This window comes from Nonomuraea rosea (assembly GCF_039539705.1).
Lineage (GTDB): Bacteria > Actinomycetota > Actinomycetes > Streptosporangiales > Streptosporangiaceae > Nonomuraea > Nonomuraea rosea.
Window position 1 is genome coordinate 18,483 of the sequence record NZ_BAABDQ010000065.1, and the last position, 19,487, is coordinate 37,969.

The window sequence follows — 19,487 nt, forward strand, 5'->3', positions numbered from 1 at the left end:
CTTCCTTCCATGAGAAGTGATACTCACGATAGGAAGCCATTTAATTCCGCTCCATGTACTAATACGCGCTCAGCGACGCTTATTCGTGCCGAATACCGCACTGATCAATATCGGATGATCCCTGCCGCATCACGACTCACAGCGGCCACGGATAAATGAAGTCCCGGCGATATCTGCAACGATTGGTCCAGGAGCGAGGCAGCACCCCTGCTTTTCGCCGTCGAGGCCCGGCGCCAGGCGGACTCCGCCCCGGTGCGCGGACGGCGATCGACCGGGGCGGCGCGACAAGCCCGTAATGCGGACGTCACAGGGGGCTCCCCCGCCGGGTTTTGGTCCGCGACGGTTTCACCTGCGTCTTTCTCCTTGCGCCCTACCTGCACGGCCGTCGGCTATTTTTTCCGGGTTATTGACGAAATATGAGCGGCTGGGCACACTCTTCGCAAGCTGCGCGCCGACGTGGCAGGCGCTGACGTGGAGGACGTGACTGATGACTGATTCGGACAACGGGTTGAACGTCGACCGACGGTCCCTGCTGGCGGGCGCCGCCGGCCTTCTGGGAGCGGCGGCACTGCCCGCGACCGCCGCGCAGGCGACGCCGAGCGCAGCCGTGCCGACGAATGTGCCGATGAATGTGCCGATGAATGCGTCCATGAAGAAATACCCGCCGAACTGGCCCGAGCTCCAGCCCTACGGCCTTGCCGACACCCGGCTGGACCTGTGGCCGCGCGCGGACAACTCCTCCATCCTCCCGCTGGAGCTGCGCCCCCGTGACCAGGAGCTCGGCCGGGTCTGGATGCGAGACACCTACGTCAACTGCTTCATCGTGAAGGGCCGTCCGGTCTACGTCGCCACCGGCACCACCCGGGCGCCCGGCGTCGCAGGGCCCGCCCCGTGGAACGACGGCATCTTCGTGTGGACGGCCCCGTCCCTGAGCGGGCCGTGGAAGCTGGCCGACACCACCGGCATCCGGCCCGGCGCCGAGCGCGGCAAGGTATGGTCACCCGAGTTCGTCGGCGAGAACCGGCCTGGACGCACGATCGTCGCCCCATGGCAGGAGTACTGGAACGACGACCAGTTCGGCAAGCGGAGCGATGTCTGGGCCCCTGAGGTGCACCGCTTCCGCGGCAAGTGGTACATCGTCGCGTGCATGGGCGACCACTCCAAGAAGGTCGGCTCGTTCCTGCTCGTGAGCGAGGGCGGCGTCGAGGGCCCGTACCGGCTCGTCCAGGGCAACCTCGACAAACCCTTCGGCGACTCCTTCATCGGCGGACCCGCCTTCATCGAGCCCGGCGCCTACCACCACATCGACGGCAGCCTCTACACCGAGGGCGACGACGCGTGGCTCGTGCTGCACAACAACCTGTACGCGAAGTTCCGGGACGACATGGAGGACATCGTCCCCACGACCAACCTCCCGGCGTTCCAGCAGACGCCCTACACACCCGAGCCGTACCTCGAAGGCTCGTACGTGTTCAAGCACGGCGGCAAGTACTACCTCCTCCACGCCGCCTGGAACCGGACCTCGACCAACCCCGACGGCAGCACCCGGTACGCCTACGACCCGCCCGGCACCGGCCGCGCCCAGTACCACTACGACGCGATCGTCTCCGTCTCGGACACGTTCGAGGGACCGTACTCCAAGCGCTGGACCGCGGGCGTCGGCGCCGGCCACAACAACGTCTTCATGGACCACCGCGGCCAGTTGTGGGCGACCTTCTTCCGCAACCCCAGATTCGGCTACTGGTCCGACCCGGCACGCGTCGGCGACACGGCGGTGGCCGGGATCGTGCGGATGGAATGGACCGGCCCGAACGGCAACCGCCTGTACGTCCAGCGCCGGAAATAGCGCACCCGATCAGCGACTCATCCGCACCCGGCGACCGGTTCGTGCCGGGTGCGGGTCGGTCCGGGTCTTCTGCCGGCGAACGCTTCAGCCGTACGACAGCGCCGCGACGAGGATCACCATCACCAGGAGCGCCAGCACGCCGGCCGGGATCGCGAGCAGGGTGATCATGCAGCCCTTCCCGTTCCACGGCTGGGGTGCGGTGCCGAGGGCGCCTCGGGAGTAGGCCCACAGGGGCGCGCGGTATTCGAGTTCGAGCGCCATCCCGGGCTGGAGCCAGATCGTCAGATCCGCGGGGCCTATCTGGGCCGGGAGGAAATAGGGAAGGTGGACGTGAAGGTGGTACTGACCGGGAGGAAGCGGGATCGCGTTGCGTCCCCATCGGCCCAGCGTCGCGTGGCCGTTGATGATGATCATGGGCGTGATCATGGCGAGCAGCCCGCCGAGCCAGTGCCGCTTCACATCGAGGACCAGGTGCGCTTGCGCCCCAGAGGGAACGGGCTGGGGTGGCCGACTCCATGGAGTGTGCGGCGCGGGCGAATGCATGGCGCTCATGCTAGTGCCGTGCCGATCTTCTGAGCTCACCCTTCAAATCATCTGAAAACAACCCGCCCTTCTTCGGCCGACAGGCTTCCCGGCATCCGTGCGCACGGATGCTGTTGAGTAGCGACTACTCATGCCCCGCCGCGACGCGCCCCTGAGCATGGCAGGACGACCGAGGTCACCAGCACTCATCCGAAGGGGCACGAACATGGCCAACCCGGCAGGCACCTCCGATCCGCACGCGGCTCCACCGACGCCACCCGCCCCGCCCTTTCCGGCTCCGAGCGCGCCCGTGCTGGACAACTCGGCGCGGGAAGTGCTCAAGGGAACGCTCGTGCCCCTGGAGGTCGCCGCGGGCAGCGACGCCGGCGGCGGCGGAATCGTCAAGCTGGGCGCCGTACGGCAACTGGCGCTGTCCCCCGGCGACACCGACCAGGTACGCGATCACCTCCAGGCCGCCGACCGGCTGTACGACGGCGACCCGGCCCTCGTCTCCCCGGCGGCCTTCGACGTGCTCAAGGGGTTCGAGGACCGGCTCGTGCCGTCGCTCCGCCCGAGCAGCACCTCGCTCTCGCAGATCCCCGCCGGAGAGCTGGCGCGATTCGCGAAGGCGCTCATCGAGGTGCGGACCTCGCAGCTGGACCGGGCGCGGTCGCAGGACGCGATCGGCCAGGCCGCCCAGGCGCTCAACACGGCGGTCGTCGCGCTGCGCGGCCTGGAGGTCAACACCGCCGCGCCGCCCATCGGGATGCTCAATCTCGAACGGATCGAGATGGTGCCGATCGGCCTGCAGCGCGGCGAGCTCGTCTCGACCATTCCGCTGGCCCCCGGCGAGGAGACCGCGGTCACGCACAAGGAGTGGTCGGTCACCTCGAAGGAGTTCACGACGATCGTCACCGACGCGCTGGAGGAGATCAGCGAGACGGGCGTGACCGACAACACCGATCTCGCCCAGTCGACGGCGTCGCAGAGCCAGCACTCGAACCAGTTCAACATCACCGGCACCATACAGGGCGGCATCCCGATCATCTCCGGTTCGAGCACCACCGGGTTCACGGCCCAGAGCTCGGATTCGGCGTCGGCGAGCGAGAGCATCAAACACGCCCACGCCACGACGCAGAAGGCCTCGTCGCGTTCCCGGCGGGAACACAAGGTGACCATCTCGACGACCACGGTGACGGGATCGTCGGAAACGTCCACGCGCGTCCTGAAGAACGCAGGGGCGGAGCCGATCAGGATCGACTATTTCAGCCTGATGAGAAAGTGGCGGGTCAGGCTCTATCGGTACGGGCTGCGTCTCACCTACGACATCGCGGTCCCCGAGCCGGGCGCTTCGATGCGGCGCGCGTACGCGGAGCTCGATGGGCTGCGGGCGCAGCAGGGCCCGTTCGAGTTCACCGTCAGGCACGCGGACATCACGACCGACCTCGTCGATCAGGACGGCCATCCGTCCCCCACGGGCATCCCGAAGTACCGGTGGCTCGCCGACCGTCACGGCGTCACGGTCAGGCCGCATCCGGCGGAGCCGACGCCTCTGACGTTGAGCTCCCACGTCAACACCGACGGCAACTGGTGGTTCCTCGACCTCGAGTTCGACATCCCCGGCGGAACGCACCTCCGCGACATCGCGCTGGACGCGCAGGTCGGCAAGGACGACTCCGACGACAAGATGAACTTCGACGTCATCGGGGCCCGCTCCGAGCCGACGTGGCGCAACCTGTCCGGCGCGCTGATCATCCGCGATCACAAGATCATGTCGTTCAACGGGAGCACGCCCTTCATGGAGGGCTTCACCGGCCGCCAGAAGATCACGTTCTTCTTCCATCACTCCGAGCGGGTGTTCGTCGGCCTCAGCGTGCGCCTGGATCTGACGCCCGAGGCCATCGAACAGTGGCGGACCGACGTCTGGAACACTCTCTACAACGCCGCGCAGACCAGGTACTTCGCCCAGCAGGAGGACATCGCCGCCCGCATCGCCGCCATCGACGACAAGCTGGCGAACGTGGACACGCTGACGCTGCGCCGCGAGGAGAGCGACGAGATCATGAAGAGCGTCCTGCGCTTCGTCCTCGGCACCGACTTCGACTTCATGCCGGCCGACGTCCTGGCCGCCTTCGTCGCGGCGCAGGTCGATCTCCAGCACGGCATCGGCTTCGACGGGCCGAGCCTCGGTCTGAGCCTGGACCAATGGACGCTCCTGCGGCAGCACGAGGACCTCGTACGGTTCATCAACCAGGCGATCGAGTGGGAGAACGTGGTGACGTTCCTGTACTCCTACTTCTGGGACGTGCCGCCGAGCTGGGCCTTCATCCGCCAGTTGCGGCATCAGGACCCCAACAGGCAGGCGTTCCTGCGGGCCGGCAGCGCACGCATCGTCCTCACCGTGCGCAAGGGCTGGGAGGAGCGGTGGATGCGCTTCGCCGAAGGGGGCGGGATCGGCGCGCCGATCCCGGCACCGTACCTGACGATCGCGCAGGAGATCGCCGCCTACGACGACCGCAACTATCCGGGGATCCCCCCGGCCAATCCGGAGAGGACGGCCGTCCACCTCCAGGACGCCGCCTACACCACGTCTTCGACGGACCTGACGGCGAGCCCCAACCCGGTCAACATCAAGGTCGGGAGCAGCGCGGGGTTCGTCGTCGGGCTGCCGGTGGTCCTCGACGCGCAGGACGAGCGGCGCGTCCAGGAATCGCAGACGGTCGTCGCGATCCCCGACCCGACGCACATCGTGGTGGCCCGCCTCAAGTTCGCGCACCGCGGCGCGCAGGCCCCCGTGCCGATCCTCCAGCCGGGTGTGAAGGGGGCGCTCATCGCCGAATGGAACGAGTACACGCCCTCGTCCGGCACGGACATCGCCGTCACGTCCAACCTCACGACGATCTCCTAGGGCGGCAGGCCCATGAGCATCTTCTGCTTCCAGAAGAGCCAGAGCGACCGCGTCTCCAAGCTCTCCCTGACCGTGGGCGAGGAGACGCTGCCGCTGATGTGGAAGGGGGAAAAGCCCGATGACAACGTGCACGCGGTCCTCTTCCACCACAGCTCCGGACTGGTGTTCCTGGAGGAGACCCGGTCGTCGGCCGGTCCGCAGGGCTCCTACCGCGTGTTCGTGCTGACGGGCAGGACGCCGGGATCCGGGCGGTTCGAGGCCATCGAGGTGCCGAGAACGGGCGCGCTGAAAACGCTGGGACAGATCGACATCGACGTACGGGACCCCTCCGACCAGGACGCCGACCTCGTCTACACCGGAAAGTTCATCTATTGGCGCAAGTCGATGCCGGTCTCACTCAAAGGCACGAACCCCTTGCTGTACGCAGCCACGTCGGGCCTGATCGGCAACCAGATAGGGAGCCTGCAGTCCAGCAAGGACCACGGCCCGCTGCCCGAGGGGCTGTACTCGTTCTTCACCCATCTCGATCCCCGGCAGAGCTCCCTGGATGCGGCGAACAAACGAGGCGACAAGGCCATCAGCAACCAGGAGGAAGGCATCCAGTTCCTTCCCATAGGCGGCAACGGCCCCGTCTACCCCGACTGGGGCACCTTCCGCGTACGGCTCACCCCGGTGCAGGGGAACATGTTCGGCCGCGGCGGCTTCTACCTGCACAACTCGCACAAGGGATACAGCCACGGCTGCATCGAGGTCGGCGCGGACGCCGGCGGCCTCGACTTCTTCACCAGCCTGCTCACCTACGCCGGCAGCCAGCCGCGCAAGGCGAAGCTCGTCCTGCGCGTCAAGTACTCCTATCCCGAACAGTTCACCGCCGGAAGGACACTCCGGTGACCATCCGCTCCGCCGGCCGGCTCGAAGCGGCTCCGCGTCGTACGCGTCGCAGACCTCTCTAGTACGCCGGCCCGTGGTCAGCGTGATGGCCGGATATGAGCTCGACGGCGACGCAAAGCGCTGGGTCAGCGCCAGGGCATGTGCTGCAGGCACCAGGTGTTGCCGTCGGGGTCGGCGAAATAGGCGTAGAACACGCCGCCCAAGTCCTCGATCTCGCTGATCTCGACGCCGCGTCCGGCGAGGTCGGCGCGGGACGCCTCGATGTCGGCCACTACCAGGTGCAGACCGCGCAGTGTTCCCGGCGGCATGTCGAGCGTGGGGAGACCTTCGGCGAGGGTGATCGAGCAGGCCGAGCCGGGCGGGGTGAACTGGACGATGCGAACGCCGGCCGTCGGGGTGACGTCCACGTCGAGGCGGAACCCGAGCTGGTTCTGGTAGAAGGCCTTGGCCCGTTCGATATCGGTGACCGGCACCGGCACCAGCTCCAGCAGCAGCGTGCCGGGCGGCACGGGCGGGTTGCCGGAATCCTGAGGGGTCTGCGCGGCGTCGGTGGGGATGTTGGTCATGGTCGGTGCCTTTCGAGAGGGAGGGTGGCGAGGAGGGTGGCGAGGTGGTCGTATCCCTCGCCGGCGCCGCGTTCCATGGGGCTGCGCACGACCGCGTCGCGGATCTCGGAGGAGGAATAGCGCACGGTGACGGTCATGACGGTACGTCCGTTCGTCTCGTCCAGAACAGTGGTGACCAGGGCGTCACCGTCGGCCCAGTCACGGTGGATCTCCGTCTGTACGAGGCGCACGGGCGGCACGACCTCGCGGAACAACCCGTAAAGCTCCATCTCGGCGCCGGCCGGGCCGGTGGAGACGAACCGCCAGGCACCGCCGGGGCGCAGGTCGACCTCGCAGGCGGTGAGCCGCCAGCCGCGGGCGCCGTGCCAGCGGCGAAGCAGCTCCGGCCGGGTGAGCGCGGCGAAGACCAGTGCCGCGGGAGCGGCGAACGCGCGGGTGAGGACGAGGTCGGTGGTCCCGGACGCGACGACCCGCAGCCCGAGGCCGGTGTGCGGGGACGTCACTCTTCCGCGTCCTGAAGGTCGTCCAGCAGGGCGTCCAGTTGCTGGTAGCTCGCCTCCCAGTAGTCGCGGTAGTCGCCCAGCCAGTCCGTGGCCGTCCTGAGCGGCTCGGCCACCAGCCGGCAGGGCCGGCGTTGCGCGTCGCGGCTGCGGCTGACCAGACCGGCCCGTTCGAGCACCCGCAGGTGTTTGGAGACGGCCGGCTGGCTCATCGCGAACGGCGCGGCCAGCTCGGTGACCGTCGCGTCGCCGGCCGCGAGCCGGGCCAGGATGGCCCGCCGGGTGGGGTCGGCGAGTGCCGCGAATGTCGCGTCCAGTGTGTCGCTTGCAACCATGTACATAACCCTTCGGTTCCATAACCTTATGGTTTTGTACGTGCTGGGGTCCGGCTTTGTCAAGAACGCGAAGCCCGGCTTCGGAGCGGTGGGCCATCGCCACCTCACCGAGGCGAGGCGAGCCGGCGGACTGACGGCCGGCCTGCGGCAGCGTCGGATGATCGTCACAGTTTCTCCTCGCGCGAGGTACCGGGCATGCTTCGATGTTGCTTTGTCCGTACATCACATGAATTCGCACGATGAGAGGCCACCCATGCCAGATCTTGACGACCCGACCGCCACGTTCAAGGAGTTCGACGGCGACGGGGACGGATACATCACGCGCGAGGAGTTCGTCAGGGCCATGAACGCGCGCGGCGAGGAGATCACCGCCGCCGAGCTCGACTCGATCTTCCATACCTCGGACGAGAACGATGGGGACGCGGACGCGCGCATCTCGCTGGCGGAGTTCCTGGTGGCCTGGAACAAGTGACGGCGCGCCGGCCGGCTCCAGCCTGACGGGACGGCTGCGAGCCGGCCTGTTGTTGCTCGCCTGGTACAAAAGGAATGTTCGTCCGTCCTGTGCTGAGCCAGGCCGGTCGGTCACGCCCGGAGTAACGTCGCTCATGTGAAGGACACTGAACTCGTCGGAGTGCAGAAGACCCTCAGCCCCGTCCTCAGGACCAAGGCACTGGACAACCGGCTGCCGGACCCGATCCTCGGCGACGAGTACGCCGAGGAGACGATGCGCCGCCTCGACCCCGGCTACGACAAGCGCAGATTCGGCACCAGCCAGATCGGCCTCGCCGCCGTGGTGCGCGCCAAGGCCCACGACGACTGGGCCCGGAGCTTCCTCGCCGGCTGCCCCGACGCGGTGGTGCTGCACCTGGGCTGCGGCCTCGACGCCCGGGTGTACCGGATCGACCCGCCCGCCACCGTCGACTGGTACGACCTCGACTACCCGTCCGTCATCGAGCTGCGGCGGCGATTCCTGCCGGCGCGCGAGCACTACACCCTGATCGGCTCCAGCGTCACCGACCTGACCTGGCTGGAACGCGTCCCCCACGACAGGCCGGTGCTGATGATCGCCGAGGGACTGGTGCCCTACCTGACCGCGATCGACGTGAGGCGGCTGCTGACCAGAGTCGTCGACGCCTTCCCCACCGGCCAGATCCAGCTCGACACGGTGCCCGTCTGGGCGTGGCGCACCTCGAAATGGGACCCCACGCTGCGCAAATACGGCACCCGGTTCCACAGCGGCTTCAACGACCCGGCCGCGCTGGCCGACTGGCACCCGCGGCTCGAATACGTCGATGAGGCGCCGATGAACGACTCACCGGTGCTGATGGCCAAGGCGCCGGCGAACATCCGCCGCATCTACCGCCTCATGAACCTGATGCCGGGCATGAGACGGTCCACCCGCATCGTACGGTTCCGGTTCTGACGCGCCTCGCGGAGCAGATCATCCGATCAGGTCGGCGGGGTCGACGGCCTGAGCCACCGCCCGGTATCCGGCGTCGTTGAGGTGCAGGTGGTCGCCGGAGTCGTACGCGGGATCGAGCCGGTCCGCGTCGGACGGCGAGGCGAGCGCGCGGTCCAGATCGACCACCGCATCGTAGGCGCCCGACGTCCGGATCCAGGCGTTGACCGCGTCCCGCTTCGCCTCGCCGCGGGCGGTGTGGTAGCGCGACCCCTTCATCGGCGGCAGCGTGGCGCCGACGGCACGTACGCCCTGCGCCCGGGCCTGGCGGATCAGCTCCCGGTGCCCCGCGATGATCTCCTCCGCGGACACGTCGGTGGGCGGCGCGCCGAGGGGAGACGGGGCCTCGCTCATGCCGATGTCGTTGATGCCCTCCAGGACGATGACCGTCCCCACACCGGGCCGGCCCAGGACGTCGCGCCGGAACCTGGAGGTCGCCTTGTCACCGAGCCACGCCGAGTCGACCGTCAGGCGGTTGCCGCCGATGCCCTGGTTCAGCACGGCACGCGGCCGGCCGGTCGCGGCCAGGCGCTCGGCCAGCTCGTCGGGGTAGCGGTTGTCGGCGCCGGGGGTGGAGCCGTACCCGTCGGTGAGGGAGTCGCCGAAGGCGACCACCGCGCCCCGGTGGGAGGCGCGGCCGAGGACGTCCACCCCGCTCAGGTAGTACCAGGACAGGGAGGTCTGGGTGAACGCGCCGGAGCCGGGGTCGGCGCGGTGGTCGCCCGCGGCCCGGTAGCTGGTCGCCATGGCCTGCGCGTGGTAGGTCGCGGGGCCGGTCGGCGCGGCGAGGTAGAGCGTGACCGTCACGGAGTCGAGGTCGGTCAGGCCCAGGGCCACGGAGTCGGTGGCGAGTTCGGCGCCGGCGGGGATCGTGAAGGCCCGTGCCCGTTTGACGGTGAGCTGCCGCACCGATCCTGGCCGTACGGCGGCGCCGCTCCCGGCCCGCGCGACGGTGGCGCCGGCGATCTTCAGCGGAGCGGAGCCGTAGGCGTTGGACAGGCGGATTCTGACCGCCGAGCCACCGGCGCTGACCCGGACCACCTGACGCAGGGTCTGGTCGCTGAAGCCCTGTTCCGACCAGTTCGGGGTGTAGTTCGCGCCCGGGCGCTGGGGAGCCGCGGTCCAGGTCGCGGTCCAGCTCCGCGCGACTCCAGAGGTCTGCGCGGCCGCCGCTCCTCCGGCGCCGGTCAGGAGCGTGGCCAAGCTGATGGCAAGGATGGACGACAGTCGTCGTGGGGCGTTCATGGGGTGATCTCCTGATTCATGATGTTCTGGGCTTGCCGAGAAGGCGGTCTCCCATGACGACGGCCACGATCACGAGGACGAACGCGAGGAAGGCGGCGCTGGTCCGTACGACGTGGAACATCTCCCACCGCGCCAGGATCTCCGCGTGATCCGCCGGGACGGGGCCGACGGCCCAGCGCTTGATGAGGCCGTTGATGGGCACGTTGCCGAACCGCGTGACGAGGAACGAGGTCACGGCCAGCAACGCCGCGCCCGCGGCCAGCAACCGGGGGGTCCGGCGTGAGACAACGGCCAGCACGATCGAACCGAGGATGGCCAGCGCCATGATCGTCTGCATGACAGCTCCGTTGACCTGCATCAGCGCCGTATGGAACGTGAAGCGCACGTCGAGAGGCACGACCTTGAACGCGTAGGCGACGTTCACGGCCCCGTAGCCGAAGGCTCCCGCGAGCAGGCCGGTGAAGAGCAGGGCGAGCGCTTGGACGGGTCGCGGTGACACGATGCGGTCTCCTGTGCGGATCGTTCCGGAAGTTGACCTCTGCATCGTGGCCGCTCCGACGGCCGGCCCTCATCATGCGTGGGTGTCCTATCCCTGTACGCCGGACGGCGTGGACGCGCCGTCGCCTACTTCCGGCGGAGTAGTGCCGGTCTGCGCCCTGCGCCGACGGAGGCAGGCCCTACTGTGCACAGATGAATCTCGATCGCCCATGGCGTCCACTCGTGCTGGACGTGGTGCTCGCCGTGGCAGGGACCGCCGTCCTGATGATCGGCGCGCTGGCGGCGGGCGACGCCGAGCCGGTGGACTACGTGGCGGTCCTGGCCGGCTCGCTCGTGCTCGTCGTCTGGCGGCGAGCTCCGATCACGGCTCTGATCGTCGCCACCTCCTGCATGCTGTTCTACGTGGTGCGGACCAATCCCGGCCCGCCGGCGGCCTTCCCGGTCCTGATCACGCTCTACGCCGCGGTCAGGGCGGGCCACCAGCTGATCCTCGCGGTGGCGGGCGTCGTGTTCCTGGGCGGCACCGTGGCCGCCAGCCTGGCCACCGCCGAGCAGCCGGTTCAGGATCTCATCGACCGCACCGTCCTGCTGCTCGGCTGGTTCCTGGCCGCGGCCGTCGCGGGGACCGTCAGCAGGCATCGGCAGGCCTACCTCCAGCAGGTCGAACAGCGGGCCGCCGAGGCCGAGCGCACCAGGGAGGAGGTGGCGCGCCGGCGCGCGGGAGAGGAGCGGCTGCGCATCGCCAGAGAGCTGCACGATTCGCTGACCCACTGCATCTCGATCATCAAGGTGCAGGCGGGGGTGGCGGTCCATCTGGCCCGCAAGCGCGGCACCGAGGTGCCGGACGCGCTGCTGGCCGTCCAGGAGGCCAGTGGCGAGGCGATGCGCGAGCTCCGATCCACCCTGGAGGTCCTTCGTGACAGCACCGACGACGCGCCCGTTCACGGGCTGGACCGGATCGACGAGCTGGTGGACCAGGTCCGCTCGGCGGGCCTGCCCATCGTCGTGACGGTCACCGGCGAGCCGCGGCGCCTGCCCGCGAACGTCGATCGCGCCGCGTACCGGATCGTGCAGGAAGCGCTCACCAACATCACCCGGCACGCGGGCGGCGCGTCCGCGTCCGTCCACGTCGGTTACCGTCCCGGCGAGCTGGTCATCCAGGTTGAGGACGACGGCACGACCGGGCCCGATCCGTCGCTGGTGCCCGGCAACGGGCTGACCGGGATGCGCGAGCGGGTCGCGACGCTCGGGGGCCGGCTGCACGCCGGGCACCGTCCCGAGGGCGGCTTCACGGTCCGCGCCGAGCTCCCCGAAGCTCCCGAACCGCTCCCGGCCTAGATCGAGGCACGGCTTGGGCTGATACGGGAGTGTTTGCCCGGTACTGGGGAATGGACGGATCCGCCAAGTACTGCTGTGCAATGATGCTGGCATGCCAGCGCCCGCCTCGGCCGCGACACCGCTGCGCGTCCTGCGCGCCGTGGTCTTCGCGGTGGTGGCGTTCACGTTGGGTGGTCTGGCACATGTGGTCGCCGGTGGCGTGGTGCCGTTCGATTCGGCGGTGACGGCCTTCGCCGTGTGCTTCGTCCCCGCGTGCCTCCTTGCCGGTCGCGAGCGCTCTCCGTTCGAGATCGTGGTCATGCTGACGGCCGCACAAGCAGCGCTGCATCTGCTGTTCTCGGCCACGGACGTCATAGCCGAAGCGGCGGGGCACGCGGAGCATCCGCACATCGGGCTCGTGCCCGGCTTCGGCATGCTTCTCATGCACGGCTGGGCGATCGCGCTGACCGGGCTCTGGATAGCTCGCGGCGAGGCGCTGTTGTGGTCGCTGCTCCGGTGGCTGTCCGTACGACTGCGCATCGTTCAGGTCCTCGTCGCCGCTCCGGTCGCCTGCGAGCCGGCCCACGCGCCGTTCCGGCAGCCGGTGCTCCTGCGCTCGGTGCTGCTCGCGAACGAGCTGTGCAGGCGCGGCCCGCCCGCCATCGCCCGCCCGCACGCCGTCTGACCCTCAGCAGCAGCGCGGCCGCCTCGCGTTCTCCCCTCACCTCTTTCACCGCGGCTGCGCCGGATGCGCCGCGTCCCGGCCCGCTCGGCTCTCTCTGCGCGCACCCAGGCATCAAATGACCTGCTCCCTCCCGTTGAAGAGGCTCACCGTGACTTATCGGATCACCCGTTTACTCGCCCTGGTCGCGATCGTTCTCGCAGCCGCCGGAGTCGTGGGCACTCCCGCGTTCGCACATGCCGGGCTCAAGTCCAGCAACCCCAAGGACGACTCGACCGTCAAGGACTCCATCTCCACGATCGAGCTGGTGTTCACCGAGGACATCAACCCCAGATACACGACCGTGGTCGTCACCGGCCCCGGCGGCGCCAAGGTGGCCGACGGCAAGCCCCAGGTCAAGGGCGACACCGTGACACAGGAGCTGAAGGCGGACCTGGCCAACGGACGCTACGCCCTCGCCTTCCGGGTGATCTCGTCCGACGGCCACCCGGTGTCAGAGGAGCTCCACTTCACCCTCAAGGTGCCCGAGCCGACGCCGACCACCGAGGACACGGCCGGCGCTTCGCCGGAACAGAGCGTGAGCACGCCGCCGACCTCGGCGGAGCCGGTTTCCGCCACTCCGGCCGCCGCCTCCTCCTCGACCGACGAGGGCGGCGCGACGATCCCAGCGGTCCTGCTCGGACTGGGCGCCCTCGTGCTCGTCGCGGGCGTGGTCGTGCTCGTGGCAGGCCGAAAGCGCGCCACCGGCCCGGACGCCTGACCCATCAAGGGAGCTCTCTTCCACCCAAGGGTCGTCCTGGGGTGTCGCCCAGCCCCTGGTCCCCGGTCTGGCGGCGGCGTCCGGCGCATTAGCGGGCGCCTTCTGGACGGCGGCTCACAGGTGGGTGAGAGCTTCACGGACGGTGATACGGGCGGCGCGACTGGCCGCGGCCTCGGTGGCGAGCACCGCACCCAGCACGGACAGCACTGTCCAGATGCCGGCCGCGAGCAGCGAGACCTGGAACGGCAGCGGCGCCTTGGTGAACAGGTTGCCCAGCCCGGCGCCGAGCACGGCGGTGAGGCCGAGTGCCGGGATGACGGCCACCGCGCATCCGGCGAGGGCGAGAAGGACGCCTTCCGTGACCACCACCCGTCGAACGATCTTGGGTCGTGCGCCGATCGCGTGCATCACGCCGAACTCCCGGGTTCTGTCCAGGACGTTGGCGCTCATGGTGGAGGCCAGCCCGATGGCGCCGACCACTCCCAGGGGCAGGGCGACCCCGAGCAGGACCAGCAGAACGGGCCCCATGTGCCCGGCCGAGGCGGCGTTGGTCCGGCTGACCGACGCTGCGGTGCCCACGTCGATTCCCGCGCCGGTGAGGGACTTCCCGATGGCGGCGGCGACCGCCTCACGGGTGCGCTCGTCGTGGCCGGTGGTGATGACGCGGAGCTGGTTGACGACTTGCGGCTGCCCGCTGGCGGCGGCGAACCCCGCGGCGGTGGCGTACGCGCCGCCGCCGCTGCCCTCCCTCTCCTCGACGATGCCGGCGATGCGCCAGGTGCTGGGTCTGCCGTCGACGAACAGGCGCACGGCGTCACCCGCGCCCAGTTCGGGAACGGCGTTGTCGCGGACGATCTGGCTCAGCACCACCGCGCCGGTCTCATCCGGGTTCAGCCAGCGGCCTTCGAGAAGCCGGGGCGGAGCGGACACTCGGCCGGCGGGCACGGTGTTGACCGAGACGCTGCCGTGCCCTTGATCGGGATACGTGCGGGTGAAAGGCAGCCGCCCCGTCCCCGCGATGCCGATCTGCGCCCTGTTCCACACTTCCACGCGGGCGACACCCGGTACGTTGCGCACCGCGCCGGCGACGGCGTCCGCGCGGGCCGGGCCGTCCAATTGCGCCTCGACGTCCCAATAGCGTTGCTGCCGGCGCTGCTCCTCCACCGCCTGGGTACCGGAGTTGAGCGACATCCCCGCGACGAACATCGCACCCGCACTGGCCAGCATGCCGACCGCGAGCCAGAACCGCGCCGGACGCCGGACGGTGTTGCGCAACGCCATCAGCAGGCCGCGGTCCAACCGGGGCATCCGGCCCAATCTGGCCAGGACACCGCCGGCCGCGCTCGGCCTGGAACCGCCGCGATGGTCGATCGCCGCTCTGACCGTGATGCGGCTCGCCTTGAGTACGGGCATCAGCGCCATCAAAGGGGGCAGAGCGAGCCCGACGGCGATGATCCCCGCGTACGCCCACCAGGGCGCGGCGAGATCCCCGCTCTGGATGCCGAGGATCTCCAGCAGGGTCCCCAGCAAATACCGGCCGATCAGGGTGGCGGGCGCGAGGGCGAGCAGCGTCGCCGCGGCGGCCACCAGGAGGACCATCGTCAGGTAGAGGCGCCCGATGCTGCGGGCGCTCGCGCCGATCGCCTTCATGATGCCGATCTGCGGGATGTGCTGGGTGAACAGGTTGTTGAGCATGTTCGCGACGAGAATCGTGCTGAGCAGCAGCGCGGCCGCCCCACCGGCCATGAGCGACAGCAACAGCACGTCAGCCTGCCACTGGTGCGGATGGGCATACGGGGTGGGCACCTGGATCTCGGCGACCGCCAGGCCCAGATCGCGCTGGAGCCAGGCGCCGACGTCACCGGCCGCCGCCACCACCCGCTCGCGGTCCCGGGCCGGCGTGCGCTCCCCCGGCTCGGCGACCTGGATCTTCAGCTGGTCCAGCGAGGCCGGTCGCAGCGACGCCGCGGAGAGGTAGGCGTGGCCCCGCTGCTCCTGGGGCGAAGGTGCCAGGCTGGGGTCGTAGACCGTGCCGGACACCCGCAGGCGCAGCGGCTGCCCGCCCGGAGGCGTGAGGGTCAGCTCGTCGCCGGACCGTACGCCCAGCAGGCCGAGGGAATCGCCGCCGACGAGGATCTCATCGGGCGCCGGTGGCCACGACCCCTTCAGATCGAACCTGACCATCCGCATCGGGTCGTCCGCCGCCGCCACGAACACCTGGAGCGGCACGCTCAGCACGCGCCCGCCGATCGAGACGGCGGCGTCGAACTGGGTCCGCCCGGACGCTCGCAGCACTCCCGGCCTTTTGAGCGCCTGCTCGGTGAGGGCCGCCATCCTGGCAGGATCGATGCCCTGGTCCAGCACGATGGTCGCGGAGGCGGGCTCGGTGCTCATGTACGCGCCGCTGGTCTGCCTGCCGATGGACGCCCATGCGGACAGCAGCCCGCCGAACACCGTCAGGCTGACCGCCAGGGCCACCACCATCAGCGCGAACCTCGACCAGGACGCCCGCAGATCCCTGCGCAGCTTGACCGCCATCAGCCCGCTCATCGTGCCACCACGCTCTCATCGGCCACGACACGGCCGTCCACCAGCGTGACCTCCCTGCCGACGATGGATCGGATGTCGCGTTCGTGGGTCACCACCACGATCGTCCGGCCCTCGGTGTTCAGCCGCGCGAACACCTCCAGGACGGCGTCCGCGGTGTGCGAGTCGAGGTTGCCGGTCGGCTCGTCGGCCAGCAGCAGCGGCGGATCGTTGGCCAGCGCCCGGGCGATGGCGGCGCGCTGCTGCTGACCGCCGGACAACATCGCGGGCAGCTTGCCGGCCTGGTCGGCGATGCCCACGCGCGCCAGGAGCTCACGCGCCCGGTCACGACGCCGTACAGCAGGGATCTTGGCCGCGAAGTCCATCGGCAGCATCACGTTCTCGGCCACCGTCAGCGTCGGCAGCAACTGGAAGAACTGGAACACCAGCCCGACGTTCCGCCCCCGCCACTCGGCCAGGCCCGACTCCGACAGCTCACCGAGATCGGCCCCGGCCGCCCACACGGTCCCCGAAGTGGGCCGGTCGATCCCGGCGAGCAGATTCAGCAACGTCGTCTTGCCGCTGCCCGAACGACCGACGATTGCCACGAACTCCCCCTCCTCGACGGCGAGATTGAGTTGATCGACGGCGACGACCTCATCGCCGCCGAGTGGATAGGCCTTGACGACGTCATTGAGCTGAATAGCGACTCCCATGACGAGAACACCTCCGCTGGTGGATTTCTGAACAGGTGGAGCAAGGACGACGGGCTCAGCCCGCGCCGCCACCGTGACTGGGGATCTGGTGGCCCATACCGCCACCGCCGACCAGCATCATGACCACGAACAGCAGGATCAGGACCGCCACGACGATCCCTGCCAGCTTCGCCCAGCGAGGCATTCCGTCTCCTGCCATGTGATCGCCTTCCTTTGCGCTGTCTTCGGTGGCCGCAAAGCTACGAAGGCGCGGCATCACCCCGATACACCCCGTGAGAGGACCTCTCGCGTCCTCATCGAGTGGAGGAGAATCCCCCCGCAGGGCGACTCTGCGCGAGCACCTCCGGCGTTACCCTGGCCGAGTCATGTCATGGCCCCGCACACCCCACTCGCAGGCGCTCGTCGACGCCGCTCTCGCCGTCACCGTGTTCGTCGTGTCGCTGGCGCTGCTCGACCACGGCGGTCCCACGCCGCTCCGAGCCGGCGCCCGGGAGCTCGACGCGCTCGGCATTCTTCTCGCCGCCTGCTCGGCCGTGCCGTTCGTGGCCTGGCGGCGCTTCCCGCTGGCCGTCTTCGCGGTGACGGCGGGAGCCGGGGTGCTCCTGACCGGGTTCGGCTATCCAGCCGATCTGGTGCTCGGCCCCATCGCCGCCCTCTACCTGCTCGCGGCCCACCGCCCATCCCTGTGGACGGCAGGCAGCGGCGTCGTGGTGGGCGGGCTGCTCGTCGCGTACCTGGCCGCCGCGGCCAACGCGCAGGGGTCTTTCCCGGGGATCGGGCTCATCCACACCGCTCTGCCTTGGGCTCTGGCCTGGTTCGCCGGTGAGCGAACCCGGCTGCGACGGGAGCAGATGGCCGAGCTCAAGAGGCGGGCCGTGGACGCCGAGCGAGAGACCGAACGTGAACGCCTGCGCGCGATCCGCGAGGCCGAGCGCGAGCGGCTGCTCGCCGTCGCCGAGGAACGCGCCCGCATCGCCCGCGACCTGCACGACTCCGCCGGACACGCGATCAGCCTGATCGCCATCCGCGCCGGCGCCGCCCGGCTGCGCCACCACGAGGACACCGGACGCTCGCTGAAGGCCCTGCAGACGATCGAAGATCTGGCCAGGCAGACGGCAGCGGAAATCGACCAGCTCGTGGCCAACCTCCGCGACGGCGACCAGGAGGAAGCCACACCTCTGGGGCTGGCCTCACTCGACACCCTGATCTGCCACCACACCACGTCAGGGCTGCCTGTGGACCTCGACGTCACAGGATCGCGGCGGCCACTCGGCGCCGCCACGGACCAGGCCGCCTACCGGATCCTCCAGCAGGCGCTCACGAACGCGGCCCGCCACGGCACCGGAGGGGCCCGGGTCGGGCTCGACTTCACCGGCCCCGAGCTCAAGCTCACGGTCACGAACCCGGTCCACTCCGGCCCGGCGCCGCGCCGCGACGGAGGCCACGGCCTGATCGGCATGCGTGAGCGGGCCCTCCTGGCCGGTGGCAGCCTCGACACCAGCCAGAGGAACGGCACCTTCCGGGTCCACGCACTGCTGCCGTTCGGAGGCACTCCGGCATGACCCGAGTACTGATCGCCGACGACGACCATCTGGTCCGCGCCGGACTCGCCGAACTCCTCACCGCCGACCCCGTCATCGAGATCGCCGGTCAGGCCGCGACGGGGCGCGAAGCCGTCGAAAGAGCCCGCCGGCTCATGCCGGACGTGGTCCTCATGGACGTGCGGATGCCCGATCTCGACGGGATCGCCGCCACCAGGCAGCTCTCCCAGTCCGCCCCCGCAGTGAAGATCCTCATCCTCACCACGTTCGAGCAGGACGACTACATCTTCGGCGCCCTGCGCGCCGGCGCCTCCGGGTTCCTGCTCAAACGCGCCCGCCCCGAAGAGCTGATCGCCGCCGTGCACGCCGTCGCCGCGGGAGACTCCCTGCTGTCCCCGTCGGTCACCCGCCGTGTGATCGACCGCCTGGCCCAGCAGCCCACTCCCGACCTCACCGGCCAGACCCGGCTCGACGCACTGACCCCGCGCGAGCGCGAAACCCTGGGGCTCGTCGCCGCGGGCATGTCCAACCGCGAGATCGCCGCCGCGCTCGTCGTCGAGGAGTCCACGATCAGGACGCATGTGAAGCGCATCCTGATGAAACTGGGGCTGCGCGACCGTGTGCAGGCGGTCGTCTTCGCCTACGAGGCAGGCATCAACCTCCCCCGCCGCGCAGACCCCACAGACCGGGCCATGGGCTGAGCCACGTCACCCAGCCTGAGTGGAACACTGCCTCTTGCGCCGTGCCGAGCCATTCCGGAAGCCGGCGAACCTCGGCACGTCGTCCACGACACTTCCCTGCCTTCTATTCATCGACTATCGTCGATTTACGATGAATGATGCCAAGGAGCCCCTGCCGCGCGCGGAGGCCGAAGAGTACGCAAGCTGGTTCAGGGCCCTGGCCGACGCCACCCGCATCCAGATCGTGTCGCTGCTGGCCCGACGGCGGACGCCGATGAGCGTCGGCGAGATCGTGGCCGCATCCGGCGTGGGCCAATCCACCGTCTCGCACCACCTCAAGATCTTGGCCGAGGTGCGGTTCGTGCTGGTGGAGAAGCAGGGCACCTCCAGCCTCTATCGGATCAACGAGGCGTGCGTGAGCTGTTTCCCGACCGCCGCCGACGTGGTCATGGGAAATCCGGTGCCGGCCGCGCCCACCTGCGAGTGAAGGAGCAT

Annotated in this window: 20 protein-coding genes; 11 read left to right on the top strand and 9 right to left on the bottom strand. The window is 69.5% G+C overall.

All coding sequences use genetic code 11. The features are described 5' to 3' along the window. The first annotated feature begins 487 nt into the window (after nt 1-487). Nucleotides 488-1,846, top strand: coding sequence for a family 43 glycosylhydrolase (locus ABEA43_RS63790; protein ID WP_345579308.1), 1,359 nt, complete (start codon nt 488-490; stop codon nt 1,844-1,846). 84 nt (nt 1,847-1,930) lie between these two features. Here the strand turns inward: ABEA43_RS63790 and ABEA43_RS63795 are convergent, their stop codons facing one another. After that, nucleotides 1,931-2,305, bottom strand: a complete 375-nt coding sequence (locus ABEA43_RS63795; RefSeq protein ID WP_345579311.1) for a hypothetical protein — start codon at nt 2,303-2,305, stop codon at nt 1,931-1,933. 289 nt (nt 2,306-2,594) lie between these two features. Between ABEA43_RS63795 and ABEA43_RS63800 the strand changes: the two genes are divergently transcribed. Together ABEA43_RS63800 and ABEA43_RS63805 are read left to right on the top strand one after the other, a co-directional pair. After that, nucleotides 2,595-5,276: a hypothetical protein gene (locus tag ABEA43_RS63800; RefSeq protein ID WP_345579314.1), complete on the top strand. Its 2,682-nt coding sequence runs from the start codon at nt 2,595-2,597 to the stop codon at nt 5,274-5,276. 12 nt (nt 5,277-5,288) lie between these two features. Then, a complete protein-coding gene (locus ABEA43_RS63805; protein ID WP_345579317.1) occupies nt 5,289-6,167 on the top strand; it encodes a hypothetical protein in 879 nt (292 codons plus the stop codon). Between the two features lie 125 nt (nt 6,168-6,292). On the opposite strand, the gene ABEA43_RS63810 is transcribed toward ABEA43_RS63805, so the two are convergent. From ABEA43_RS63810 to ABEA43_RS63820, 3 genes are read right to left on the bottom strand one after another with little or no spacing between them, the layout of a single operon-like run. Further along, a complete protein-coding gene (locus tag ABEA43_RS63810) occupies nt 6,293-6,733 on the bottom strand; it encodes a VOC family protein (protein WP_345579320.1) in 441 nt (146 codons plus the stop codon). After that, the gene (locus ABEA43_RS63815) at nt 6,730-7,236 is read right to left on the bottom strand and encodes an SRPBCC domain-containing protein (RefSeq protein ID WP_345579323.1); all 507 of its coding nucleotides are present in this window, start codon (nt 7,234-7,236) and stop codon (nt 6,730-6,732) included. Before ABEA43_RS63815 ends, ABEA43_RS63810 begins: the two co-directional genes overlap by 4 nt. Next, nucleotides 7,233-7,568 carry an ArsR/SmtB family transcription factor gene (locus tag ABEA43_RS63820; protein WP_345579326.1) on the bottom strand — a complete coding sequence of 112 codons (336 nt, stop codon included), beginning with the start codon at nt 7,566-7,568 and terminating at the stop codon, nt 7,233-7,235. Before ABEA43_RS63820 ends, ABEA43_RS63815 begins: the two co-directional genes overlap by 4 nt. Nucleotides 7,569-7,821: 253 nt before the next feature. Between ABEA43_RS63820 and ABEA43_RS63825 the strand changes: the two genes are divergently transcribed. Further along, complete coding sequence (locus ABEA43_RS63825) at nt 7,822-8,040, top strand: EF-hand domain-containing protein (RefSeq protein WP_345579329.1); 219 nt, start codon at nt 7,822-7,824, stop codon at nt 8,038-8,040. A gap of 135 nt (nt 8,041-8,175) precedes the next feature. Beyond that, nucleotides 8,176-8,991, top strand: a complete 816-nt coding sequence (locus ABEA43_RS63830) for a class I SAM-dependent methyltransferase (protein ID WP_345579332.1) — start codon at nt 8,176-8,178, stop codon at nt 8,989-8,991. Between the two features lie 18 nt (nt 8,992-9,009). Here the strand turns inward: ABEA43_RS63830 and ABEA43_RS63835 are convergent, their stop codons facing one another. Together ABEA43_RS63835 and ABEA43_RS63840 are read right to left on the bottom strand one after the other, a co-directional pair. Further along, nucleotides 9,010-10,272, bottom strand: coding sequence for an SGNH/GDSL hydrolase family protein (locus tag ABEA43_RS63835; protein WP_345579337.1), 1,263 nt, complete (start codon nt 10,270-10,272; stop codon nt 9,010-9,012). Between the two features lie 16 nt (nt 10,273-10,288). Next, a complete protein-coding gene (locus ABEA43_RS63840; protein WP_345579340.1) occupies nt 10,289-10,771 on the bottom strand; it encodes an anthrone oxygenase family protein in 483 nt (160 codons plus the stop codon). 191 nt (nt 10,772-10,962) lie between these two features. On the opposite strand from ABEA43_RS63840, the gene ABEA43_RS63845 reads away from it, so the two are divergent. The 3 genes from ABEA43_RS63845 (at nt 10,963) to ABEA43_RS63855 (ending at nt 13,529) form a co-directional block, all read left to right on the top strand. Further along, complete coding sequence (locus tag ABEA43_RS63845) at nt 10,963-12,108, top strand: sensor histidine kinase (protein ID WP_345579343.1); 1,146 nt, start codon at nt 10,963-10,965, stop codon at nt 12,106-12,108. Between the two features lie 91 nt (nt 12,109-12,199). Continuing rightward, nucleotides 12,200-12,772, top strand: coding sequence for an MFS transporter (locus ABEA43_RS63850; RefSeq protein WP_345579346.1), 573 nt, complete (start codon nt 12,200-12,202; stop codon nt 12,770-12,772). A 148-nt stretch (nt 12,773-12,920) separates the two neighbouring features. Beyond that, nucleotides 12,921-13,529: a copper resistance CopC family protein gene (locus ABEA43_RS63855; RefSeq protein WP_345579349.1), complete on the top strand. Its 609-nt coding sequence runs from the start codon at nt 12,921-12,923 to the stop codon at nt 13,527-13,529. Between the two features lie 114 nt (nt 13,530-13,643). On the opposite strand, the gene ABEA43_RS63860 is transcribed toward ABEA43_RS63855, so the two are convergent. The 3 genes from ABEA43_RS63860 to ABEA43_RS63870 are packed head-to-tail and all read right to left on the bottom strand — an operon-like array spanning nt 13,644 to nt 16,955. Continuing rightward, nucleotides 13,644-16,079, bottom strand: a complete 2,436-nt coding sequence (locus ABEA43_RS63860; protein WP_345579352.1) for an ABC transporter permease — start codon at nt 16,077-16,079, stop codon at nt 13,644-13,646. After that, nucleotides 16,076-16,771, bottom strand: a complete 696-nt coding sequence (locus tag ABEA43_RS63865; RefSeq protein ID WP_344887514.1) for an ABC transporter ATP-binding protein — start codon at nt 16,769-16,771, stop codon at nt 16,076-16,078. The genes ABEA43_RS63860 and ABEA43_RS63865 overlap by 4 nt, the downstream gene beginning before the upstream one ends. 55 nt (nt 16,772-16,826) lie before the next feature. After that, a complete protein-coding gene (locus ABEA43_RS63870) occupies nt 16,827-16,955 on the bottom strand; it encodes a hypothetical protein (protein WP_345579357.1) in 129 nt (42 codons plus the stop codon). Between the two features lie 181 nt (nt 16,956-17,136). Between ABEA43_RS63870 and ABEA43_RS63875 the strand changes: the two genes are divergently transcribed. From ABEA43_RS63875 to ABEA43_RS63885, 3 genes are all read left to right on the top strand, one after another. Then, nucleotides 17,137-18,333, top strand: coding sequence for a sensor histidine kinase (locus tag ABEA43_RS63875; RefSeq protein WP_345579360.1), 1,197 nt, complete (start codon nt 17,137-17,139; stop codon nt 18,331-18,333). Next, complete coding sequence (locus ABEA43_RS63880) at nt 18,330-19,013, top strand: response regulator (RefSeq protein ID WP_345579363.1); 684 nt, start codon at nt 18,330-18,332, stop codon at nt 19,011-19,013. Before ABEA43_RS63875 ends, ABEA43_RS63880 begins: the two co-directional genes overlap by 4 nt. 130 nt (nt 19,014-19,143) lie before the next feature. Then, nucleotides 19,144-19,479 carry an ArsR/SmtB family transcription factor gene (locus tag ABEA43_RS63885; RefSeq protein WP_345579366.1) on the top strand — a complete coding sequence of 112 codons (336 nt, stop codon included), beginning with the start codon at nt 19,144-19,146 and terminating at the stop codon, nt 19,477-19,479. Nucleotides 19,480-19,487: the final 8 nt, after the last annotated feature.

What these genes read in the sequence shown, in the direction of transcription:
- ABEA43_RS63870 (WP_345579357.1), bottom strand. Translation starts at nt 16,955, where the DNA reads ATGCCTCGCTGGGCGAAGCTGGCAGGGATCGTCGTGGCGGTCCTGATC.
- ABEA43_RS63805 (WP_345579317.1), top strand. Translation starts at nt 5,289, where the DNA reads ATGAGCATCTTCTGCTTCCAGAAGAGCCAGAGCGACCGCGTCTCCAAG.
- ABEA43_RS63875 (WP_345579360.1), top strand. Translation starts at nt 17,137, where the DNA reads ATGTCATGGCCCCGCACACCCCACTCGCAGGCGCTCGTCGACGCCGCT.
- ABEA43_RS63800 (WP_345579314.1), top strand. Translation starts at nt 2,595, where the DNA reads ATGGCCAACCCGGCAGGCACCTCCGATCCGCACGCGGCTCCACCGACG.
- ABEA43_RS63845 (WP_345579343.1), top strand. Translation starts at nt 10,963, where the DNA reads ATGAATCTCGATCGCCCATGGCGTCCACTCGTGCTGGACGTGGTGCTC.
- ABEA43_RS63885 (WP_345579366.1), top strand. Translation starts at nt 19,144, where the DNA reads ATGAATGATGCCAAGGAGCCCCTGCCGCGCGCGGAGGCCGAAGAGTAC.
- ABEA43_RS63820 (WP_345579326.1), bottom strand. Translation starts at nt 7,568, where the DNA reads ATGGTTGCAAGCGACACACTGGACGCGACATTCGCGGCACTCGCCGAC.
- ABEA43_RS63880 (WP_345579363.1), top strand. Translation starts at nt 18,330, where the DNA reads ATGACCCGAGTACTGATCGCCGACGACGACCATCTGGTCCGCGCCGGA.
- ABEA43_RS63865 (WP_344887514.1), bottom strand. Translation starts at nt 16,771, where the DNA reads ATGGGAGTCGCTATTCAGCTCAATGACGTCGTCAAGGCCTATCCACTC.
- ABEA43_RS63850 (WP_345579346.1), top strand. Translation starts at nt 12,200, where the DNA reads ATGCCAGCGCCCGCCTCGGCCGCGACACCGCTGCGCGTCCTGCGCGCC.
- ABEA43_RS63835 (WP_345579337.1), bottom strand. Translation starts at nt 10,272, where the DNA reads ATGAACGCCCCACGACGACTGTCGTCCATCCTTGCCATCAGCTTGGCC.
- ABEA43_RS63810 (WP_345579320.1), bottom strand. Translation starts at nt 6,733, where the DNA reads ATGACCAACATCCCCACCGACGCCGCGCAGACCCCTCAGGATTCCGGC.
- ABEA43_RS63790 (WP_345579308.1), top strand. Translation starts at nt 488, where the DNA reads ATGACTGATTCGGACAACGGGTTGAACGTCGACCGACGGTCCCTGCTG.
- ABEA43_RS63825 (WP_345579329.1), top strand. Translation starts at nt 7,822, where the DNA reads ATGCCAGATCTTGACGACCCGACCGCCACGTTCAAGGAGTTCGACGGC.
- ABEA43_RS63860 (WP_345579352.1), bottom strand. Translation starts at nt 16,079, where the DNA reads ATGAGCGGGCTGATGGCGGTCAAGCTGCGCAGGGATCTGCGGGCGTCC.